The organism is Pseudoalteromonas luteoviolacea, from assembly GCF_018100925.1.
GTDB lineage: Bacteria > Pseudomonadota > Gammaproteobacteria > Enterobacterales > Alteromonadaceae > Pseudoalteromonas > Pseudoalteromonas obscura.
This window is the reverse complement of the sequence record NZ_JAGJEH010000007.1, coordinates 195,955-214,436: the sequence shown is the minus strand read 5'-3', so window position 1 is coordinate 214,436 and position 18,482 is coordinate 195,955. Positions and strand designations below refer to the sequence as shown.

Genomic DNA, 18,482 nt, shown 5'->3' with positions numbered 1-18,482 from the left:
TTAATATTATCCAAAGTTTGCAATTTACCCTCGAAGTATGGCTAAATTTAGTGTACAACTTTTAACAGTTTGTCTTGTCTATATAGATTAGATTACAACGTTATTCGTTGGCTCAAGGAAGCGTGTTAATTTTAGACCTGAAAGGTAGGTGTAGGTACAAGATGTCTCAAACAAAAAGTAATATTGCACTAGGTGTTGCATCAGCTGCATTCGCATTGACGCTGTATAGTCATTTTTCTTCTCAAACTAACATTGAGGCTGCCCCAGTCAAACAGCATCAATCATCAGTAAATACCCGCCAGGTATCTAATGAGCCTGCCCATGTAAATGAAGCCTCTAAAAGTAACAGCTATGATGAGATGGATAGCAGTGCACTGATCGCACGTATTGAGTATTTAGAAGAGCGCCTGTTGGATATTGAGAATCAAGCTTACGGGAATGGGGGCACCAGTGATGTGATGGAAGAAGCCATCCTTGCAGTGCTGGAAGAAAAAGAGCGCAAAGAACGCCAAAAGAGAAATGAAGATAATCCTGTATATGGATTCTATGAAGACTTACCTAAAGACTATGATTTGAAACTTAAAACTGACCCGGAGTTTGCAAGTAAAATCAGTCAAGATTTAAAAGGTAAGGTGCTGGATCAAACCCTCACACCACAGGAGCGCCTGTCGGCAATGGGCCAGTTGCAGATGAATATGTATATTTTAAATCGCACACAAGATGAAATGTTCGACTATGAAACTGTAGACGCAGTACTTGAGATCAGTAGAAACAGTGCTGATGATAAACTAAAAGTACAAGCGCTTGAAGTTGTTGCTCATTCGCCAGTGGTGGATAGTCGAATAGCAAAATCTTTGCAGGATATTATTGAAAAAGAGCCTAACAAATATATGAAGACAATGGCGGCTGAAGGGTTAATGGGGCAGTATTACCAAGCTGGGGAAAGTAATCCAGAAATGAAACAACAATTGGCCAATGAAATCTTAGCAATGTACGACAATGCCACCAGCTCAGATGTACAGGCGGTGATGCAGCGTTTGATCAGAGATGGTGAATTGCTAGAGCAAATCCGAAGAGATGCGGGTAGGTAAATAAGCGCTCCTTGAATGTAATTTAGGTGGTTCTCTGTGCGGCTCTTAGTGATATTGTGCCGCACAGTAAATTCAATGAGTTAAACTCTAAAAAATAGTCATATTTTTGATAATTACATTATTCTGATTGAGCACATCCCAAATAGCTATTTGTTGTCATCTCTTACTGAACAGTACAAGGGAGACGTCTGTTAAGTTAGCTTTGATGTTTGTCAATATGACCCAGATCTCTGCTTGGATCGAGTCTATCTCTTACCCGCCTTTTAAGCTCTTTAGCTTCTGGAAAGCCACTATCTTGTACACGGCACCATATAAGATCGTTGTCATAGTAAATTTGAAAAACACCTTTGCTCGCTGGCGCGAGCGAAACTTCTTTTAAATCTTGGCCAAATGTTGATAACAACTCTTGAGCGAGCCAACCGCTTCTAAGCAGCCATTGGCACAATACGCAATAGTGAATTGTGATTTTTGGTTTATTCATTTTTTCTCAATTTCCACAGGAGCCAGAGTCCAACATCATGATTCACCTTCACGCTGAGCATTTTGCACAAACTCTGAATAAATACTGTCTTTAATCAGTCTATCAGGTGTAAAGGCATAATAATGTTGGTAGACATTCTCAATACTGCCTATAAATGTCACATCATAATGCCTTTCAATTTCTTCACGTATTGACAGTGGAGCCGGAAAGATACCAAACCCTTGCTGGCCCAGTGATTTCATCAAGGCACTATCGTCTACGTGACCCGCGACAGACATTTCAATCTCTAAGTCTTCGAGCCAATACTGGATAGCATTGGTAACCGGACTTGCTTTAGCAGGCAGAATGATTGGCATGTTTTTCAGCGTGTTAGGGTAATTTTTGCTCAATTTAGAATAGTATGATGAGTTGCCGTAGAAGCCCAACTGGCTTTTACCTATTTCGTGACAAAATGCTTTGAACGGTGTGGAGCTATCCAGAGGTTTATCTGCTAATACCAAATCTATTTTGTGTGTTGCCATCTGCGCCAGTAATTCTGATTGTTGTCCGTCAATACAGTGCAAATTGGTAATGCGTTCATGTTTAATGAGGGGAGACAACCATTTTGAGACCAAAGACTTTGGCAACGCATCCGAAATCCCCACTTTCAATGTGCGATTTAAATTATCAAGGTCACCTCGAGTTGTTTCCAGCCACTCTTCCGCGACATTAAACATATCATTGGCATATTGTTGGGTAAGTTGCCCATATTCAGTAAGTCTTAACCCCCTTCCCTCCCGAACAAACAGTGATTTTCCCAGCCGTTGTTCAAGGCTAGTTATTTGCGCACTAATGGTTTGTGGTGTGAGGTGCAGTACCTTACTCGCTGCGGCAATACTGCCTAATTTACTGACTTGCCAGAAATAATAAAGGTGGTTGTAGTTAATATTCATCATACTTCGTTAATTTCGATGTCTAAATAAGATTTAATCAGCTTTTATCTTTGTTTCCACCTTAGTAGATTTAAATCAACGGCGCAATCATTAATTTCACTAGAGCGTAGTGAAAAATGAATAATTATGAGCGAGGTCAAAAGTATGAAACTTAACTTAAGAATGACAGGTAAAGCATTAGGTAGTGCGGCAAAAGCAAAAATATCAAAAATGATCAGTACCCAGCTTGCTAAGTATGTTACCAACATCCGTAAGGTAAAAGTGCATATTGATGACGTACCTTCAAAATTACATGGCACGCTGACCCAATGCAGTATTGAGGTGTTGCTACCAGGTTTACCAAGCATATCTGTTAAAGCAAAAGGCAAAAACCTAGCTCAGGCTATCAGTCGTGCAGTCAGCAATAGCGAGACTGTGTTGACGCAAAAGCTATGTTGATCACGCAATTTAAGTAACAAAAAAGCGTTTAATAGATGGGGTTTTCTCCTCTTAACATATTGCGCGAATAGAAACTCCCAAGCACTTGCTGCGGCATGGAAGCTGCATCTTTTATAATCACTTCATATATCAAATCACGTACTCAAACACTTTGTTTGTTAACCTGTTGCATTAAATATTTAATGCTGATTACTCATCGTTGACGTTCATGTTAATATTCCTATAGTCCTAATTTCTCCCAACTATTTTAATTAATTTGTTAAATAAGAAGTGTTTGGACGTGAAGGGGCCCCTCACATATATTATATTTTAATAAAATGTTTATTTTAAGTGACATTTTGGGGCTGGTTGTGTATTTTAATCAATGAAAAGCAGTAACATAATGCTCAAGGAAGTAACATGACATATATATCGGATACTAGTGCTCAAGACACGCAAATAGAGAAAAAAAGGAACTATAAGCTCTATTTGGCTATCGCTGTTGGTATCGTTATTTTTTTTACTTTGATAGTACCTCAACTATCAATTTGGTTCAGTGGAAAGAGTGCAGTGCGTATTGAAAATATTCGCATTGCAGAAGTTCAAAAAGGCCAATTCGTACGTGATATCTCTGTTCAAGGGCGCGTCGTTGCCGCAAAACGTCCCACATTGTATAGCCCCGCTCAAGGTACTGTGACCTATCTAGTGACACCCGGGGATACTGTTGAATTGGGTGAGTCGCTGGCTTTAATAGATAGCCCTGAGTTGACGAGCTTGCTAGCACAAGAGCAATCTGAACTAACGCGCCTTAAAACACAGCTTGAGCGTGAAAAAATTCAGGTGAAAAAGCAAGATCTTGAACAAGAAAATTATATTGGAAAAGCGCAAGTAGCTTTAAACGCAGCTAAGCGAGAAATGCGTCGAAATGAAGAAGGGCAAAAAAATCAGGTCGTCAGCGATATTGATTATCAAAAAGCCAAAGATGACTTGGAAAATGCAGAGCGAGAACATCGCTTGGCAATTAAAGAAGTTGCACTATTGAAAGAAAGTCAAAAGTTCGAAATTAAAACGCGTGCCTTGGAGCTTGAGGCACAGCAAGTGATTGTCAACGAATTGCAAAGGCAGGTGGCAGCCTTGTCTATAGTGTCTCCTGTATCAGGCATAGTAGGGAATTTAACGGTTGAACAAAAAAACTCGGTGACTAAAAACCAACCGTTACTGAGCGTTGTCGATCTGTCTCAATATGAAGTGGAAGTTAATATTCCTGAGAATTATGCCGATGACTTGGCCCTAGGCATGGGGGCTGAACTGATGCTCAATGGCACCACCTATCAGGGTGAACTCACCGCCATTTCTCCAGAAATTGTCAGTGGTCAAGTAGAGGGAAAGATTCGCTTTAAAGATCAAAATATCAAAGGGTTGAGACAAAATCAACGACTGACTAGCCGTGTGGTTTTAGAGGAAAAAAACAATGTGCATTTTTTACCTCGAGGCCAGTTTACTGAGTCTGGAGGTGGACGCTATGTCTACGTTGTTCAAGATGATATGGCAGTGAAAAAGCCAATCAAGTTGGGTTCAAGGAGTTTAGGACAAGTTGAAGTTATTTCTGGCCTGGCTATGGGCGAGAAAGTGGTTATTTCTGACCTAAGCGTATTCAATGAAGCAGGAAGTGTGAGAATCGTTCAATAGGGGGTAGGTATGTTAAGAATGAGCAAGTTGGCTAAAACTTATCGTACAGATACGGTCAAAACGAGGGCGCTATGTCCGTTTGATTTAGAAGTAAAACAAGGTGAGTTTGTCGCTGTTGTTGGTCCGTCAGGATCAGGAAAAACAACCTTTCTTAACATTACAGGGTTACTCGAAAACGCCAGTGAAGGAGAGTATTGGCTGGATGGCTTGGAAGTTTCTACACTGGGGGATAAAGCTAAATCAAGACTCAGAAATGAGAAAATAGGCTTTATCTTTCAGAGTTTTAATTTAATTCCAGAACTCAATATTTACGATAATGTTGAAATGCCTTTGCGCTATAGAAAGCTCTCGACTGTGCAGAGAAAGCAGCGGGTAGAAGAAGCCCTTGAGCAGGTAGGGCTTGCTAGTCGACAAAAGCATTTTCCCGCTCAGTTATCTGGGGGACAACAACAGCGCGTAGCAATTGCAAGAGCACTGGCTGGCTCTCCGGCGTTTCTCTTAGCCGATGAGCCAACAGGTAATTTGGACTCCAAGATGGCAGATGGAGTGATGTCGTTGCTTAAAGAAATCAATAAGCAAGGAACTACTATCATTATGGTAACGCATGATCTAGACCAAGCAACACAAGCCAGCAGAATAATAGAAGTAAAGGATGGTGTCATTAGTGAAGTAGAACACTGCGCTCAAGAGATAGCTTAGAAGGTGAGCCTGTTATGATAACTTACTACACCAAACTGGCCTTTTTGAGCCTGTGGAAAACGCGCTATATGAGTCTGCTGGCGGTTATTGTAATCGCCGTCGGTATTTCAGCCACAATGACTACCTATACTATCAATCATATGATGACCAAGGATCCCTTACCATCAAAGTCGGACTCAGTATTTCTGGTAAGGTTAAACAACTGGAGCCCAGAAGCTGCTTATCGTAACCGAAACGAAGAAAACCCGCCTATTTATATGTCAGTGCAAGATGCTGTTAACCTAATTAATCATGATAAGGCACAAGCACATATCCCGATTGCTGGTTTTAAAGACATGTTAAAACTACCTGAGCAAAGCGCAGTTGATGCAAAAATGACTTTCGTAAGAAGCTCGACCACAGACTTTTTCTCTTCGTTTGAAGTACCTTTTTTGTATGGTTCAAGTTGGCCTAAAAGTAGCGATGACAGTGGTGAGCAAGTTGTCGTGATTTCAAAAAAGCTCAATGCAGAACTATTTGATGGGCAAAATTCCGTGGGACGAGTAGTGCAACTTGGCGAGCACCAATACACAGTGGTCGGTGTGTTAAACGACTGGTTTATTCTGCCGCGCTTTTATGGTGAGTCCATGCGTGCGTTCAAAGCACCAAGAGATATCTTTATCCCTTTTCAAACGCAGTTGAATTTGGAACTTTGGTCGTCAAATGTGCAGGCGTTTGAATGCTGGAAAGATCCCGAAAATGCATCAGTCAAAGCATTGTGGGCATCTGAATGCGTGTGGGTGTTTTTCTGGGTTCAACTGAATAGCGACCTTGAAAAGCAAGAATATATGGATTTTTTACAGTCGTATGTTGAACAGCAAAAAGCATTGGGGCGTTTTCAAAGACCTACTTTAAACAAATTGCAGTCTCCGACTGAATATTTAAAGGAAAGACGCGCGTTTTCGACTGATAGCGAAATCGCGGTTTGGCTTTCAATCTGTTTTTTTGCGCTGTGTTTATTAAACGCCATGAGCATTATTATGACCAAGTTTCAGGGCAAAGCTGGTGAAGTGGCTTTACGTCGTGCGGTCGGGGCTAGTAGCGTTGATTTGGTGCATCAATATACGATTGAAACGGGTGCCATAGGGTTATTTGGCGGCATCTTGGGGTTAGTATTGACACAGGTTTGTTTATTCCTTTCTAGCCAACTTTATACGCATTTGAGTAAAGATATTATGACGATGAGTGCGGAGTTGATGGTTTCTACAGTATTGCTGTCTATTTTATCAAGCTTAGTTTTTGGTATGTTTCCCATAATTAAGGCCATTAATGTTCAGCCAGCAACTCAATTAAAGAGCTTGTAAAGGAGATAATAAAATGAAGGATTTATTACCTATTATCAAGTCACTGAAGAGCAACTATACGGCTGCTTTACTTTTTATTCTACAAGTGGCGATTACCTTTACAATACTCGTGAATGCGATTTATCTCGCTTTTGACAAGCGAGAGTTTATCGCACGTGCTTCGGGTCTGGATGAACAAAACGTGTTTTATGTTGCGACTAACTTACCAGTAGAGGAAGCTGCACAACCTGCACTATTAGATCAAGATCTTGCCAATATTCGCGCTTTTTCTGGGGTCGAGAATGCGTCAGTATCGTCGGGGATCCCTTTGAGTGGTTGGGGTCGATTGGTTGAAGTAGCAGTAAACCCAGATACCAAATACGACACGTTTTCGGGTTACTATGGAGGTGATTTGAATCTGTTAAAAGCGTTTGGTTTAGAGCTGGTGGCAGGGAGTGAGTTTAGCCCCAGCGCAGAGCTGACCGTGCGCACTGAAGGCTACAGAAATGCGATCGATATTATGGTCACTAAAGCGCTTGCTAAGTCTCTGTTTTCCGAGCAGTGGGAACAAATAGTTGGCAAGACTATTTACATCAATAACCAGCCTCAGCGCGTTGTTGGCGTGTTAGGTACGCTTCAAGCAGCATGGCCGTCTTGGGTTGTCGTAGAGCATGCTGTTTTAGCCCCAGTAAAAGAAGCTGATAGCATAGTTCACTATGTGGTTAAAACGGCACCGGGTCAACAAGATGATATTTTGACGCAAACGTTAGCGTATTTGATGTCTTTACATGGCCGAAAAATTGACAATTTTGAAACCTTTATGGAAGTTAAATCACGGGCATATAGTGCTGAAAACGCTGCCAGTAAGACTCTATTTGGCGTTATTACCGGCCTATTGATCGTGACTGCCTTGGGTATTTATGGGCAATCCAGATATAGCATTGTCAAGCGTACTAAACTAATCGGAATTAGGCGGGCAATGGGGGCAAGTCGAGGTCAGATCATCCGATATTTTGTCTTGGAAAATGTGGTTCTATGCTTGGTAGGCATCTTAATTGGCGTATGTGCAGCTATTGTATTAAACAATGTGTTTAGCAATGCATTTGAGCTTGGTACCATACCTTTAAGCTACCTATTATATGGCAGTATTTGCACCATAATTTTGGGGCAAGTCGCTGTTTTATATCCAGCTATTAGAGCCGCTCAGTTGTCTCCAGCTATCGCTACACGTACTGTTTAATGTATCTGGGTATTTAATTTTTACTGAAATACAGATTAAATACCCAATACTTAGCACCTAAATTTGCTCCAATTAGTCCATTCTATCGCATTTGTTTTGCTATAATACCGTCGTAACAATAACAAGCTTTGGTTTGTTTTTATGGCTATGCAAGCCGCAATTTGTCACGTTTATAAATAGGTATCAAATAAGGTTAGTTGATTGAGATGTTACGACTATCAAACAATGTTGAGTTATCTTCTTGGGAGATTGAGCTGACGGCTATTCGCGCGCAGGGCGCTGGAGGTCAAAATGTTAATAAAGTTTCCTCTGCAATACACTTGCGGTTTGACATAAAGCGATCAACCTTGCCCACTTTTTACAAAGAACGTTTGTTGGCATTAAAAGATAGCCGGATAAATAAAGATGGCACCATTGTGATAAAAGCGCAGACTTTTCGCACTCAAGAGCAGAACAAAGAGGATGCACTTAATCGGCTAAAGCAATTGATCCTAGATGCTATCAAAGTTGAAAAGGCGCGCCGACAAACTAAACCGACCAAAAGCTCTCAAAAGCGCCGTTTAGATACTAAAAATAAAAGGGCACAAACAAAGGTGCTAAGACGCTCGGTTAAGTTTTAAGCTTCTGTATTGTCGGCAATGTAACGGTAAACGCGGCGCCGCCAAACTGGGAATCTTCGATCCAACACTTGCCGCTGTGCCAGCCAAGGATTTTAGCGACGATTGCAAGGCCTAATCCGAAGCCCCCTGTTTCTTTACTGCGGCTGGTATCAAGTCGCGTAAAAGGGCTAAAGACGTTATTGCGTTTGTCTATCGGTATGCCTGGTCCATCGTCACATATTGATAAAATCACTTCTCCTTGGTGCAAAGCCCTTAGCTCTATAAATATCTGCTTATCGCCATATTTTTCTGCATTTTGCAGCAAGTTTTGTAGCACTCGAGCGAGGTAGTGCTCATTACCATTTACAATGATATTTGGCTCCACAGCTTGTGTGATCTGTTTTCTGGACGTTGCGGCAGATTTATCAATTTGCTCCTGTACAAGTTCACTTAAGTTGACGTGCTCTTTGGTCATTTCACGTTCTGAAAACTCTAATCTCGCATAACTGAGCATTTCGTCAATCAATAGCTCCATTTCGACTACGTCTTGATTCATTGCATGTACTTGCTGAGGATCTTTGGGGGCAAGCATGGCGAGCGCAAATTTAAGCCTCGCAAGGGGCGTCCTGAGTTCATGAGATACAGCATTTACTAACTGCTTTTGGTTTTGCATCAGGCTTGCCGTTTGCAGTGCTAACTTTTGAATGTGCTGAGTGAGTGCTGAAATGGCCGAAAATCGTGATGGCTTAGTCGCGATATCAAGTTTTCCCGTCGCCAAACGTTCTGTGATCACTTTTAGTTGCTCAAGATCTCGCCAAAGTGGTCGCAACCAGAGAATTAATAGCAAGCCCAGAACAGAGAAAGAGATTAATCTAAATCCATATTTAGTGAAAAAAGAAGCGCGACTAGGGGCAAATGGACCAAGCTGAATGATGCTCTCATCGTCGGACAGCAGCATGGACAGTTGATAGTTATCATTGCTATCAAATGATATCACGACTTCATCGTTTTCAAGTGCTATGCGTTGTTCTGGAAACCAAGCTACATCATTGATGTTGATTATATTTAGAGTTTCCTTCTGGTCATAATGCTCAACGCCTACCGAGTTTAAAACATCTCTCAAATTAACAGCGACCTGTGTTGCATAGCTCAACTCATTTGGGGCTTGGTTGCCCCAGTTTCGCCATATGTATTCACTGCTTTGGTTTATGACAATGATACTGACAAAAATAAAGAAATAGAGACTTGCTAATAGGCGGACCATATGGCCTTAATCCCACGCTGATTTAGAGCATAGGTATCCCTTACCCCACACTGTGACGAGTCTAAATGGTTGATCTGGGTTGTCACCGAGTTTTTTACGTAAACGAGAAATACGCACATCGACACTGCGATCTAAACCATCGTATTCTCTACCTACAACTTGGTTGTAAATATGCTCGCGACTTAGTGTTTGTCCTGCATTGTTGGCAAGTTCCCAAAGTAAGTCAAATTCGTAGCTGGTTAGTTCCACTTCTTGGCCTGCTAAATAGGCTTTTCGTGCGGCTTTGTCTACCTCAAGTTGACCAAGCTTAATATGATCAGAACCCTCGTCTTGTTTTCCACCGCGTCTTAATAAGGCGTTTACCCTCGCTAGTAGCACATAAGGTTCAACAGGTTTTATTACATAGTCATCAGCGCCAATTTCCAGCCCTCTAACATGATCGAAATCACTGTCCTTCGCTGTTAAAAATAATACGGGTCCTGAGTAGTCTTGGCGTATTTCTCGACAAATGGAAAATCCATCCATGTTGGGAAGCATGATATCCAAAATAACAATGTCTGGTTGTTGCTGTATAATTGCGTCAACAGCTTTTGCACCATCATTCACCAAAGTCACTGAAAAGTTATTACTTTCAAGAAATTGTCCAGTCAGGGTTGCGAGTCTTTCATCGTCTTCAACAAGGATTACCTTAGCCATTAAAAAAAGCTCCAGTCAGATTTTAATTTTCGTCTATATTTTCGACTTGCCGCCGCATTGATTTTTACTTTTTGCTCAGCCAAAACATGCATGTTTTCGTTTCTGAGTGAAAATGACATGTCCTCAGATATTGCGATACTGATATTTGTTCTTGCTTTACGCTGGTTTTTCCAGCATTGCAAAGGCGCATTATCTTTGTATAAGCAAACATCCTGTGCACTGGGTATTGTCCAATCAACAGCGATTGTCATCTCACAGACTTGGCCTATGGACTTTACCATACACACCACAGGTTTAATCTTAAGAGTTGCTTTATTAGGCTGCTGAGCATGGCCTTTGACACTGATAACAGACAGTAACAAAGAAGACATAAATAACGCACATGACCATTTAAAATTCATACAGCCCTCCGATAAAGATATTGGAGGTATAATCACGCTCGATAAGTGGGCTGTTCTTTATGCCTGAGCCCAACCAAGTGTGTCTTGCACTGAATTTCAATTGCCAATCTGAGTTTAGCTTATAATTGAAAGCCACAGCCAAAAACGGGTTTACTGTCGCCTTTCCCTCGTAGAGGAAGTGCTCAGACTGAGTGTCTTGTTGACTAATGCCGTAGTAATAATCAACGAGGCTTTTATCTTTATATTCTGCACCTACTTTCACTCTCAGACGAGAAGGGTTTTGCGTGTTTGTCGGGACAACAAAACTGTAATCTATACTGCCATGGTGGCCTTGGTATGTACTGGTAACATCATGGAGCCATGAAAAAGTGAGTTTTGCGTCATTTTTGAAGTACCAGTGAGCAAGTATTCCAGAGTCTAATGCCCAGTCACGCTTTGCTATTTTATCGATAGTAATGGATTTAGGAACGGGCTCTTTGTCCTCTTTATCATCGCTATCTCCCCCGTTATCTTCTCCATTGTCAGTTCCGATGCCTGGTTCATCAGAGTCATTGGGATCTGTTGTCGGGTTACCCGGTGAAGGTGTGACCGGTGGGGCATTCGATTCAGCGGTAAAAGTATTTTTTACTAGGATGTTACTTGGGTGAAAGCGCTCAAAATAGGCCTGCTCTGTATTGAGCTGCGCAATTAAACTGACATCGAAGTTTTCTTGCTCAGTAAAAGTGAACCCCAAGGTGGTATTGTCGAAAAAAAACTTGTCGCCGTAATAGCTAATGTAGGGCAGTATGACAAGTGGGATGTTGTCCCCACCACGCACTGGGTTTGTCGCAATCCCGCCACCAACGGCAACAGAAAGCTCCCAGTGTCCAATCTCGGCGCACTGTTCGTCATTTTCATTGCAGTTTGCAACACTGTTAGTACTAAATAAGTAAAAACAGATAGATAGCAAAATAGAAAACTGTTTCAATCAATTTACTCCTGTAAAACCTAGGGCTAAATTTACCAGCAATTTTAGTAATTACCAGAACTGGTTACATTAAATAACAAATAGATCGAGCGAAATAACAGAAGAATGGTGTCACTGTATTAAAGTAAAGTTACTTTCAATCAAGGAGCACAACTATGTTTTACTCTAGATTTACTCTTTCACTGGCAAAAGTGGGCGTTGCGATAGCTGTTTTGCCTGCTTTAGTTGCATGTGGCGGAGGTAGTGATAGTAATAGTGATAACAAGGTAGATCAGGGAGAGACCAAATTACCGACAAGTGTACCAGAGTTAACCTGGTTAGGTGAGTCTTCAGCAAAGCTGAAAAAAGCGTCATCAGGTGAGTTTAGTTCACTATTGAAAAACGGCGTCTATTTGAATAGTCGACCAAGTGACAAAAATGATTCTAGCCTCGAATCTCCTGTCAATGCATCGCCAGTCTCTGAGGGAGAGTCAAGCAATCAGTTTTCATCTACGAATGTTGTCGAGTCGGGCGTTGATGAAGGGGATCGGATCGAATATGACGGCAACTATTTATACATTGCTGCACATTCGGCTCAAGAGCTAGCTCAAAACGCGGTATTTAAGCAATATGTTCGCGTGATGAAACGCACGGAGCAAGGCGTTGAAGAAGTCGAGAGAATAGAGGCTTCAGAGAACTTATATAGTCAACAAGAGCTCTACTTGAACGACGGGCGACTTGCGTCTGTATTTAAATATCCAGTACTGACTTTGGATGTGTCCCCTGCGTCAAGCAGTACAGCCTCTGATACGTCAGTGGTAGCGAACACCTTTCTTAATACGTTTGAATTAAGCTTTGCAGATGTAACCACTCCTGAGCAAGCCGAAGTGCTTAAGCAATATCGAGTTGACGGCAACATTCTAGATAGCAGGGTGATCAATGACCAGTTGTATGTTATCAGTGAATTTGATGCCAATTACAGTACAGAACTAAGTGATGATTTGGCGGTTTATCAAGCATTGTATCAACTCAACGTATCTGAGTTATTACCCAAGATCACGGACCTAAAAACAGGAACAGTATCGCCTTTGTTTGACCCTAGTTCGTGTTATATTCCAGAAGATACGGTGGTGACTGACAGTGCTAATACCATCACTACAATCACCAAAATTTCGATGCAAAACCCATCTAGTGTTCAATCAACCTGTATCAACGTACCAACAGATGGTGTGTATGCCTCGCAGCAAAGTATTTATTTACATAAACGCTTTTGGCCAAGTGATGCTGTAAGCTTTGATGACTTATCTCAAACAGCGCTACATAAGTTCTCAATAGCGGATGGCAATATTACCTATAGCGCATCTGGGGCAGTTGAAGGATCGCTAGGGTTCGGCAGTAACTTTGGTGGCATGATTGAACCTTTAATTGTTCAAAACGTGAGTGATGCTGCTTTTAGGCTGAGCGAGTTTGAAGACAAGCTTCGCTTGGTCACAACCCGTTTTAGCGAAACGAAAGGTATGGTTCATCAGTTATTTGTGTTGGAGCAACAGGGAACTAACCTCGAGCTAGTTTCAACTTTGCCTAACGAAAGCCAGCCAACCCCGATAGGTAAAGTTGAAGACAACGGTATGGTTGAAGAAAATATCTATGCGGTGAGGTTTATGGGTGAAAGAGCGTACGTCGTGACGTTTAGGCGCATAGATCCACTGTATGTTATTGACTTGTCAAAACCTGCTGAGCCAGTAATAGCTGGCGCGCTGGAAATACCTGGGTATTCTGCATACCTTCATCCTGTATCAGATAATTTATTAATCGGTGTTGGTCAAAACGTAGGGGACTTTGCATTTCTCTCAGAACCTGCGGTCGTCGACAACAACGATGATGATACATCAAATACAGTATTCCCTGAAATCGGTGCAAAAGTTAGTTTGTTTGATGTAAGCAACATGACGTCACCAACCTTGATTAAAGAGCATGTATTTGCAGGCGGTTATACGCCAGTTGAATTTGATCATCACGCATTTAGCTGGGTGAAGGTGAGCGACCAAGAGTTTCGCATGACATTACCGGTGGAATCTTGGGAAGCCACTATTTTAGCCGATAACTCAAGTGTTTGGGGTAACATCAATGAATTGGCTGCATTTGAAGTGAATACCGAAAACTCCGGATCTTTGACCTATCTTGGTAGCAGTATTGCAACTTATGATGATCCGACAAACAGCGTTCCTTATGTGCGAGCGTCGGACGACAGAGGCGTTATCCATGGAGATACGATCTACTATATCCATGGTAACTTCGTCTGGTCTAGTTTATGGCAGTCTCCTGACATAAATACGGGCCCGTTTTAACTCGCACATATCAAGCCTCTGAGCGAAATCTCTGAGGGACCAAGCGCCACCCAATTACGCAGGGTGGCGCTTTTTTGCAGCCGGTTTGTTTAAGACAAGTTCAATATCATCCAACAAGTTACCGCCAATCATATAATTTCTCTCAATGACTTGGTGTACTTTAAACCCCAGCTTATACAGTAGTTGTTCTGAAGCGGTATTTCCTTTTGTCACCGTAGCTATGAGCGTATCATAGTGGTGTACTTTAAATGCATTTTCAATAACGGCCATTGAAGCTTCAAAAGCAAACCCTTGTCCCTGATGATTGGGGCAAAGCATAAAACCAAGTTCAGCAACAGCTGGGGTGTCAGAAATCGTTTTAAACCCATGCAAACCAATGGGCTCTCCCGTATCTTGTCGCTCAATAACTAGTGTGAGCCAAGTGTTTGAATAGTTGTGCCAGAGGCAGCAGCGGAGATCGAAATTGGCTTTAATCTCACTTACTTGTTGAATATCCGCGACAAATTTCATGACTTCAGGGTTTTGGTTTAATGCTTGGAAAAGCGGCCAGTCTTGTTGGTTCAAAGGTCTTAGCCTTAGGCGCGAAGTTAACAACTCCATATTTGTCCTTAGTTGTTTGAATTATCTAGGTGTGGGCATTGAGAATGTTTTTAATTTTTTGAATTTGATTGATCGCATGCAGATTGTCGCCATGAACACAAAGTGTATCAGCGGGTAAGAATAGTGTTTTCCCTGTGGCCGTTAAGACAGACTGTTTTGTAGCAAGTAGATCAACTTGCTCCAGCAATTTCTCTTCATTGTGCACGGCATTAGGCTGTGTTCTTGGGGTGAGCAGTCCGTCATCGGTATAAAGTCTATCCGCAAACGCTTCTAGCAGAATATCCACTTTATATTGGTCTGCTAAGTTTTTGTGCTGCTCTGCCTGCGCCGTGGCGAGCAGCATTAACTTGAGATTTGAAGGATAAATGCTTAGCGCTTCGAGCAATGTTTCCAGTATAGATGCATCGCGCATCATATCGTTATAGAGGGCACCATGTGGTTTGACATAGGTGAGCTGCATTCCTGCTATATTAGCCATGCCTTCAAGTGCGGCAACTTGATAGTGAATGCAATGAATCAGGTCTTGCTTTGCCATATTCAATGAGCGACGACCAAATCCTTGTAAGTCTGGGTAACTTGGGTGTGCACCAATACTAACTGAGTGCTCCTTAGCAAGAGCCAAAGTTTGCGCCATAACGCTTGGGTCGCCAGCATGAAAGCCACATGCAATATTTGCCATATCAATATGGGGCATGACATCGACATCAAGCCCCATTTTCCAAGCACCAAAACTTTCGCCCAAATCGCAGTTTAATAACATGCCAACCTACTTTCTAATTATTGTATTAACAGATCCATATCCGGCCTATCAGTGACCAACATATGTTGTGGACTATTGATAATACACAATTCTGGCGCTGCGCGGGTAATTGCGAGATGAGCGGTTAAACTGGTTGTCCAAAATACAGGGTGTTTGTGTTCAGGAATAAAAATGGGGTCGCCAAAATTGGGTTTGCTGAGATTGTTGATACCGATGTCAGCGGGGTTGCCAAAATGGACGGGGATCCCGTGTGGTACGCGGCTGATGCTGCCAGCTTGAATTGCCCGAATAATCTCTTTGGTGTCCATCGGTCTTAGGCAAACAACCTTATTGCTCTTAAATGGACCCACAGGTTGGCTTGGTATATCACTGATGTACATAGGCAAAGTATGCGCAGGGCTAGAAGTGGAGGTATCAAAGCCAAATGTATTGAGGACATAATCAAACGCTACGTAGCTGGCAAGTGCGAAAGTGACAAAATCTGTTCGCCAAATTTTTGTGATATTGGTGACTTCATCAACCAATTGACCGTCTTTTAGCACACGATATTTTGGCACATCGCTGCGTATATCAATATTGCTGCCCAGCGGGTCTAAGCGAAAATCCCCTTCATTGATACTGGTTGCAAGTAATGGGCAACAATCATGGTTGTTTTGACAGTACTTTTGAAAATCAAAAGCATATGCTTTAGGTAAAATCACAATATTACATTGTGTGAAGCCGGGCACAAACCCATTGGTTGGACCTGAGTAGTCTCCGGCTCTGATCATTTCACGAATCGCGTTAGGTGCCGTTAAGGACGCCTTAGGATCCATATTGCCCTCACTAAATTGTAGAAGTCTCTATATTTACGCAGGGCTTGTACTTGGACAATGCCTATCACTCAAGGTTAATGCTCACCGGCAGTTGCCCAAGCGCTTTAGCTTTACCGACAATCACTTTTGCAAGTGCAGTATAGGCAGGCCCGCGCACATCATTTTCTGTTGCTACATCCACATTATAGGCATAGCTTGCTAAAATCGCCTGATTGTATAGTGCATATTTTGCAATTTCGTACGGTGCACGCAAACTTATAAATATACTCGCTTTTTGGTGAGAGTGAGCATATTGCATGAGCTCTAATAGTGCCTTGGGTTGCTGCTGCTTTGATACTTCATATTCGGTAAGTTCAACAAGGTCATCCATCCCTCCAATTTCGGCAGCGCTTTGCTGTGGTGATGCATGTGCGCTGATCACCCAATCGGCTGCTAAAATCGCATTTTTTGCTCGTTCAGGCTTGAATGCTTGTAAGCTGGTAATGCTGATCTTGATATCTTTGTCGACTTCACTGAGCAAAGCTTGTTTTAATGCAGTGGCTTTTTGCCTATCAGGCATTATTAAATGAATATGTGCACCGTCTTTGATATTCAAAGGTAACAACGCCTTATTTTTAACCTCAGTGATGGCGGCAAGCGCTAAATCTGCTTCTATTTTTCGGTGTTGTGGGTTGCCAAGGGTCGCCTTTGCGATGGCTGGACTGGGTGTCCAATTATGTTTGATGAATGACGCTTTTAATTTGTCTATGCGTGCTTTGGATAGCAATAGTTCTTGTTGGTCCAGTTGACCTGACTGTGCAGCTTCATGCAGTGCACTGAAAAAAGATTGAAATGCTTTGATGTCTTCAGGTGTGCGCACTTGGATCGGCATCAAGGCAATGTCAACCCCAGCTTTGAACGTTTCGATTACAGCATCTAGCGGTGAGAAAAAATCACTGATCCCTGCCATATCAAGCGCATCGGTAATGGTGACACCTTGATAATTCATTTTCCCTCTGAGCAGGTCATGCATAATTGCCCGAGACATGGTTGCTGGACGGAGCATTTTTTCACCTTGTTTGTTTGTCACTGTGCTGCTATCAAGGGCGGGGTATTGGATGTGGGCTGTCATGATCATGCCCGGCTGTTGTCGATTAATTATATGCTCGAAGGGATACAAATCTTGTTGTTTTATCTGTGCGAGAGTGTGTGCAACCTTTGGCAAACCGGTGTGACTGTCAACGTGAGTATCGCCGTGCCCTGGGAAGTGTTTCAGCGCAGAAATGACGCCGTGCTGCTCAAATGCTTTAACCTGTGCAGCACCTAATATCGCGACTCGGTCTGGATCTTCACCAAATGAGCGTACATTGATGACAGGATTCAATGGGTTGGCGTTGACATCTACGGTCGGGGCAAAGTTTACATTGATCCCCAGACTACTCAGTTCTTTGGCAATAGTTGTAGCGACACTCGTCGCATATTTCTCACCATGTGTTTTATAGGTTGCGCCAATACTCATATTGCCAGTAAAAGAAGTGGCTTCAGCTCGATTAATGCGAGCTACACGCCCCCCTTCTTGATCGATAGAAATGAACAAGGGCGTCTCACACGCTCGTTGTAAATCCTTGGTCAGAGACACTATTTGTTCAGTTTGCTGTACGTTTTCAGCAAACAAAATCACGCCACCGATGTGGTATTGTTTGAGTAATGTCGCCAATTCGGGTGGCAATTGTGTCATCGGTTGGCGGCAGTGTGTAGGCGCGGTGTTGTTGCAAAAATAACGTAAGTCCAGCATGAGCTTTTGTCCAATTACTTTGCGAAAGTCTACTTGGGGGTCGCTGGCACTGACTGCTGTACTGATTGTCATAATACTAATTAAACCTAGTTGTTTGAGAAAGTTGAGTATACGCACGTCATCAAATTATAAATTTTTTGCCTACTTTACCATGCAAACATATGAGTGGAGAGTTTTACTCGGTAAATTTCATGTGCTTTTACTCGACTGGTGCGGGATCAGAACAGGTGCTTTTCGAATTGAAACAAACCACTTTAACAGGGCTTTGTTGACGATAACAAAGCCCTCAAATTGCCATATATTGGTTTTTACAATGAAGACTGGGTTTATAGATCTGGTTTAATGTGCGCGCAATAACAGTTTATTCATATTGTGCGCTCACCGTTGTTGAGCGCAGCTTCCAGTGTA

General features: G+C 42.3%; 18 protein-coding genes. 8 read left to right on the top strand and 10 right to left on the bottom strand.

Annotation, left to right across the window (positions count from 1 at the left end; genetic code table 11):
* Positions 1-161: 161 nt before the first annotated feature.
* Entirely contained in the window at positions 162-1,091 is a 930-nt protein-coding gene (locus J8M00_RS16465) for a hypothetical protein (RefSeq protein ID WP_211011631.1), read from the top strand.
* A gap of 196 nt (positions 1,092-1,287) precedes the next feature.
* Here the strand turns inward: J8M00_RS16465 and J8M00_RS16460 are convergent, their stop codons facing one another.
* Both J8M00_RS16460 and nhaR read right to left on the bottom strand, forming a co-directional pair.
* A complete protein-coding gene (locus tag J8M00_RS16460) occupies positions 1,288-1,572 on the bottom strand; it encodes a SelT/SelW/SelH family protein (RefSeq protein ID WP_211011630.1) in 285 nt (94 codons plus the stop codon).
* A 35-nt stretch (positions 1,573-1,607) separates the two neighbouring features.
* Positions 1,608-2,504 (bottom strand): transcriptional activator NhaR, encoded by an 897-nt coding sequence (gene nhaR, locus J8M00_RS16455; protein ID WP_211011806.1) that lies wholly within the window; start codon positions 2,502-2,504, stop codon positions 1,608-1,610.
* Positions 2,505-2,648: 144 nt separating this feature from the next.
* Here nhaR and J8M00_RS16450 point away from each other — a divergent pair, with 144 nt between their 5' ends.
* From J8M00_RS16450 to arfB, 6 genes are all read left to right on the top strand, one after another.
* Entirely contained in the window at positions 2,649-2,942 is a 294-nt protein-coding gene (locus J8M00_RS16450; RefSeq protein ID WP_211011629.1) for a hypothetical protein, read from the top strand.
* A 399-nt stretch (positions 2,943-3,341) separates the two neighbouring features.
* Positions 3,342-4,610, top strand: coding sequence for an efflux RND transporter periplasmic adaptor subunit (locus J8M00_RS16445; protein WP_211011628.1), 1,269 nt, complete (start codon positions 3,342-3,344; stop codon positions 4,608-4,610).
* Between the two features lie 9 nt (positions 4,611-4,619).
* A complete protein-coding gene (locus J8M00_RS16440; protein ID WP_211011627.1) occupies positions 4,620-5,309 on the top strand; it encodes an ABC transporter ATP-binding protein in 690 nt (229 codons plus the stop codon).
* A 14-nt stretch (positions 5,310-5,323) separates the two neighbouring features.
* Positions 5,324-6,652 (top strand): ABC transporter permease, encoded by a 1,329-nt coding sequence (locus J8M00_RS16435; protein WP_211011626.1) that lies wholly within the window; start codon positions 5,324-5,326, stop codon positions 6,650-6,652.
* Positions 6,653-6,665: 13 nt separating this feature from the next.
* Positions 6,666-7,871: an ABC transporter permease gene (locus J8M00_RS16430; protein ID WP_211011625.1), complete on the top strand. Its 1,206-nt coding sequence runs from the start codon at positions 6,666-6,668 to the stop codon at positions 7,869-7,871.
* A 206-nt stretch (positions 7,872-8,077) separates the two neighbouring features.
* On the top strand, positions 8,078-8,491 hold the full coding sequence (arfB, locus tag J8M00_RS16425) for an alternative ribosome rescue aminoacyl-tRNA hydrolase ArfB (protein ID WP_211011624.1): 414 nt from the start codon (positions 8,078-8,080) through the stop codon (positions 8,489-8,491).
* Here arfB and J8M00_RS16420 read toward each other — a convergent pair.
* Genes J8M00_RS16420 through J8M00_RS16405 form a run of 4 tightly spaced genes read right to left on the bottom strand, consistent with a single transcriptional unit; the run spans position 8,481 to position 11,798 of the window.
* Positions 8,481-9,734 (bottom strand): ATP-binding protein, encoded by a 1,254-nt coding sequence (locus J8M00_RS16420; RefSeq protein ID WP_211011623.1) that lies wholly within the window; start codon positions 9,732-9,734, stop codon positions 8,481-8,483. The genes arfB and J8M00_RS16420 overlap by 11 nt on opposite strands.
* A 6-nt stretch (positions 9,735-9,740) precedes the next feature.
* Positions 9,741-10,430 (bottom strand): response regulator transcription factor, encoded by a 690-nt coding sequence (locus J8M00_RS16415; protein ID WP_211011622.1) that lies wholly within the window; start codon positions 10,428-10,430, stop codon positions 9,741-9,743.
* A complete protein-coding gene (locus J8M00_RS16410; protein WP_211011621.1) occupies positions 10,430-10,831 on the bottom strand; it encodes a DUF3019 domain-containing protein in 402 nt (133 codons plus the stop codon). The genes J8M00_RS16415 and J8M00_RS16410 overlap by 1 nt, the downstream gene beginning before the upstream one ends.
* Entirely contained in the window at positions 10,821-11,798 is a 978-nt protein-coding gene (locus tag J8M00_RS16405; protein ID WP_211011620.1) for a MipA/OmpV family protein, read from the bottom strand. The genes J8M00_RS16410 and J8M00_RS16405 overlap by 11 nt, the downstream gene beginning before the upstream one ends.
* Positions 11,799-11,953: 155 nt before the next feature.
* Here J8M00_RS16405 and J8M00_RS16400 point away from each other — a divergent pair, with 155 nt between their 5' ends.
* Positions 11,954-14,125, top strand: coding sequence for a beta-propeller domain-containing protein (locus tag J8M00_RS16400; RefSeq protein ID WP_211011619.1), 2,172 nt, complete (start codon positions 11,954-11,956; stop codon positions 14,123-14,125).
* Positions 14,126-14,179: 54 nt separating this feature from the next.
* On the opposite strand, the gene J8M00_RS16395 is transcribed toward J8M00_RS16400, so the two are convergent.
* From J8M00_RS16395 to J8M00_RS16380, 4 genes are all read right to left on the bottom strand, one after another.
* Positions 14,180-14,725, bottom strand: a complete 546-nt coding sequence (locus J8M00_RS16395) for a GNAT family N-acetyltransferase (RefSeq protein ID WP_211011618.1) — start codon at positions 14,723-14,725, stop codon at positions 14,180-14,182.
* A gap of 25 nt (positions 14,726-14,750) precedes the next feature.
* Complete coding sequence (locus tag J8M00_RS16390) at positions 14,751-15,485, bottom strand: 5-oxoprolinase subunit PxpA (protein ID WP_211011617.1); 735 nt, start codon at positions 15,483-15,485, stop codon at positions 14,751-14,753.
* A 17-nt stretch (positions 15,486-15,502) separates the two neighbouring features.
* Entirely contained in the window at positions 15,503-16,300 is a 798-nt protein-coding gene (locus J8M00_RS16385) for a D-glutamate cyclase family protein (protein WP_211011616.1), read from the bottom strand.
* A 64-nt stretch (positions 16,301-16,364) separates the two neighbouring features.
* Positions 16,365-18,146, bottom strand: coding sequence for a glycoside hydrolase family 3 protein (locus J8M00_RS16380; RefSeq protein ID WP_211011615.1), 1,782 nt, complete (start codon positions 18,144-18,146; stop codon positions 16,365-16,367).
* Positions 18,147-18,482: the final 336 nt, after the last annotated feature.

What these genes read in the sequence shown, in the direction of transcription:
- J8M00_RS16465 (WP_211011631.1), top strand. Translation starts at nt 162, where the DNA reads ATGTCTCAAACAAAAAGTAATATTGCACTAGGTGTTGCATCAGCTGCA.
- J8M00_RS16460 (WP_211011630.1), bottom strand. Translation starts at nt 1,572, where the DNA reads ATGAATAAACCAAAAATCACAATTCACTATTGCGTATTGTGCCAATGG.
- nhaR (WP_211011806.1), bottom strand. Translation starts at nt 2,504, where the DNA reads ATGAATATTAACTACAACCACCTTTATTATTTCTGGCAAGTCAGTAAA.
- J8M00_RS16450 (WP_211011629.1), top strand. Translation starts at nt 2,649, where the DNA reads ATGAAACTTAACTTAAGAATGACAGGTAAAGCATTAGGTAGTGCGGCA.
- J8M00_RS16445 (WP_211011628.1), top strand. Translation starts at nt 3,342, where the DNA reads ATGACATATATATCGGATACTAGTGCTCAAGACACGCAAATAGAGAAA.
- J8M00_RS16440 (WP_211011627.1), top strand. Translation starts at nt 4,620, where the DNA reads ATGTTAAGAATGAGCAAGTTGGCTAAAACTTATCGTACAGATACGGTC.
- J8M00_RS16435 (WP_211011626.1), top strand. Translation starts at nt 5,324, where the DNA reads ATGATAACTTACTACACCAAACTGGCCTTTTTGAGCCTGTGGAAAACG.
- J8M00_RS16430 (WP_211011625.1), top strand. Translation starts at nt 6,666, where the DNA reads ATGAAGGATTTATTACCTATTATCAAGTCACTGAAGAGCAACTATACG.
- arfB (WP_211011624.1), top strand. Translation starts at nt 8,078, where the DNA reads ATGTTACGACTATCAAACAATGTTGAGTTATCTTCTTGGGAGATTGAG.
- J8M00_RS16420 (WP_211011623.1), bottom strand. Translation starts at nt 9,734, where the DNA reads ATGGTCCGCCTATTAGCAAGTCTCTATTTCTTTATTTTTGTCAGTATC.
- J8M00_RS16415 (WP_211011622.1), bottom strand. Translation starts at nt 10,430, where the DNA reads ATGGCTAAGGTAATCCTTGTTGAAGACGATGAAAGACTCGCAACCCTG.
- J8M00_RS16410 (WP_211011621.1), bottom strand. Translation starts at nt 10,831, where the DNA reads ATGAATTTTAAATGGTCATGTGCGTTATTTATGTCTTCTTTGTTACTG.
- J8M00_RS16400 (WP_211011619.1), top strand. Translation starts at nt 11,954, where the DNA reads ATGTTTTACTCTAGATTTACTCTTTCACTGGCAAAAGTGGGCGTTGCG.
- J8M00_RS16395 (WP_211011618.1), bottom strand. Translation starts at nt 14,725, where the DNA reads ATGGAGTTGTTAACTTCGCGCCTAAGGCTAAGACCTTTGAACCAACAA.
- J8M00_RS16390 (WP_211011617.1), bottom strand. Translation starts at nt 15,485, where the DNA reads ATGTTATTAAACTGCGATTTGGGCGAAAGTTTTGGTGCTTGGAAAATG.
- J8M00_RS16385 (WP_211011616.1), bottom strand. Translation starts at nt 16,300, where the DNA reads ATGGATCCTAAGGCGTCCTTAACGGCACCTAACGCGATTCGTGAAATG.
- J8M00_RS16380 (WP_211011615.1), bottom strand. Translation starts at nt 18,146, where the DNA reads ATGACAATCAGTACAGCAGTCAGTGCCAGCGACCCCCAAGTAGACTTT.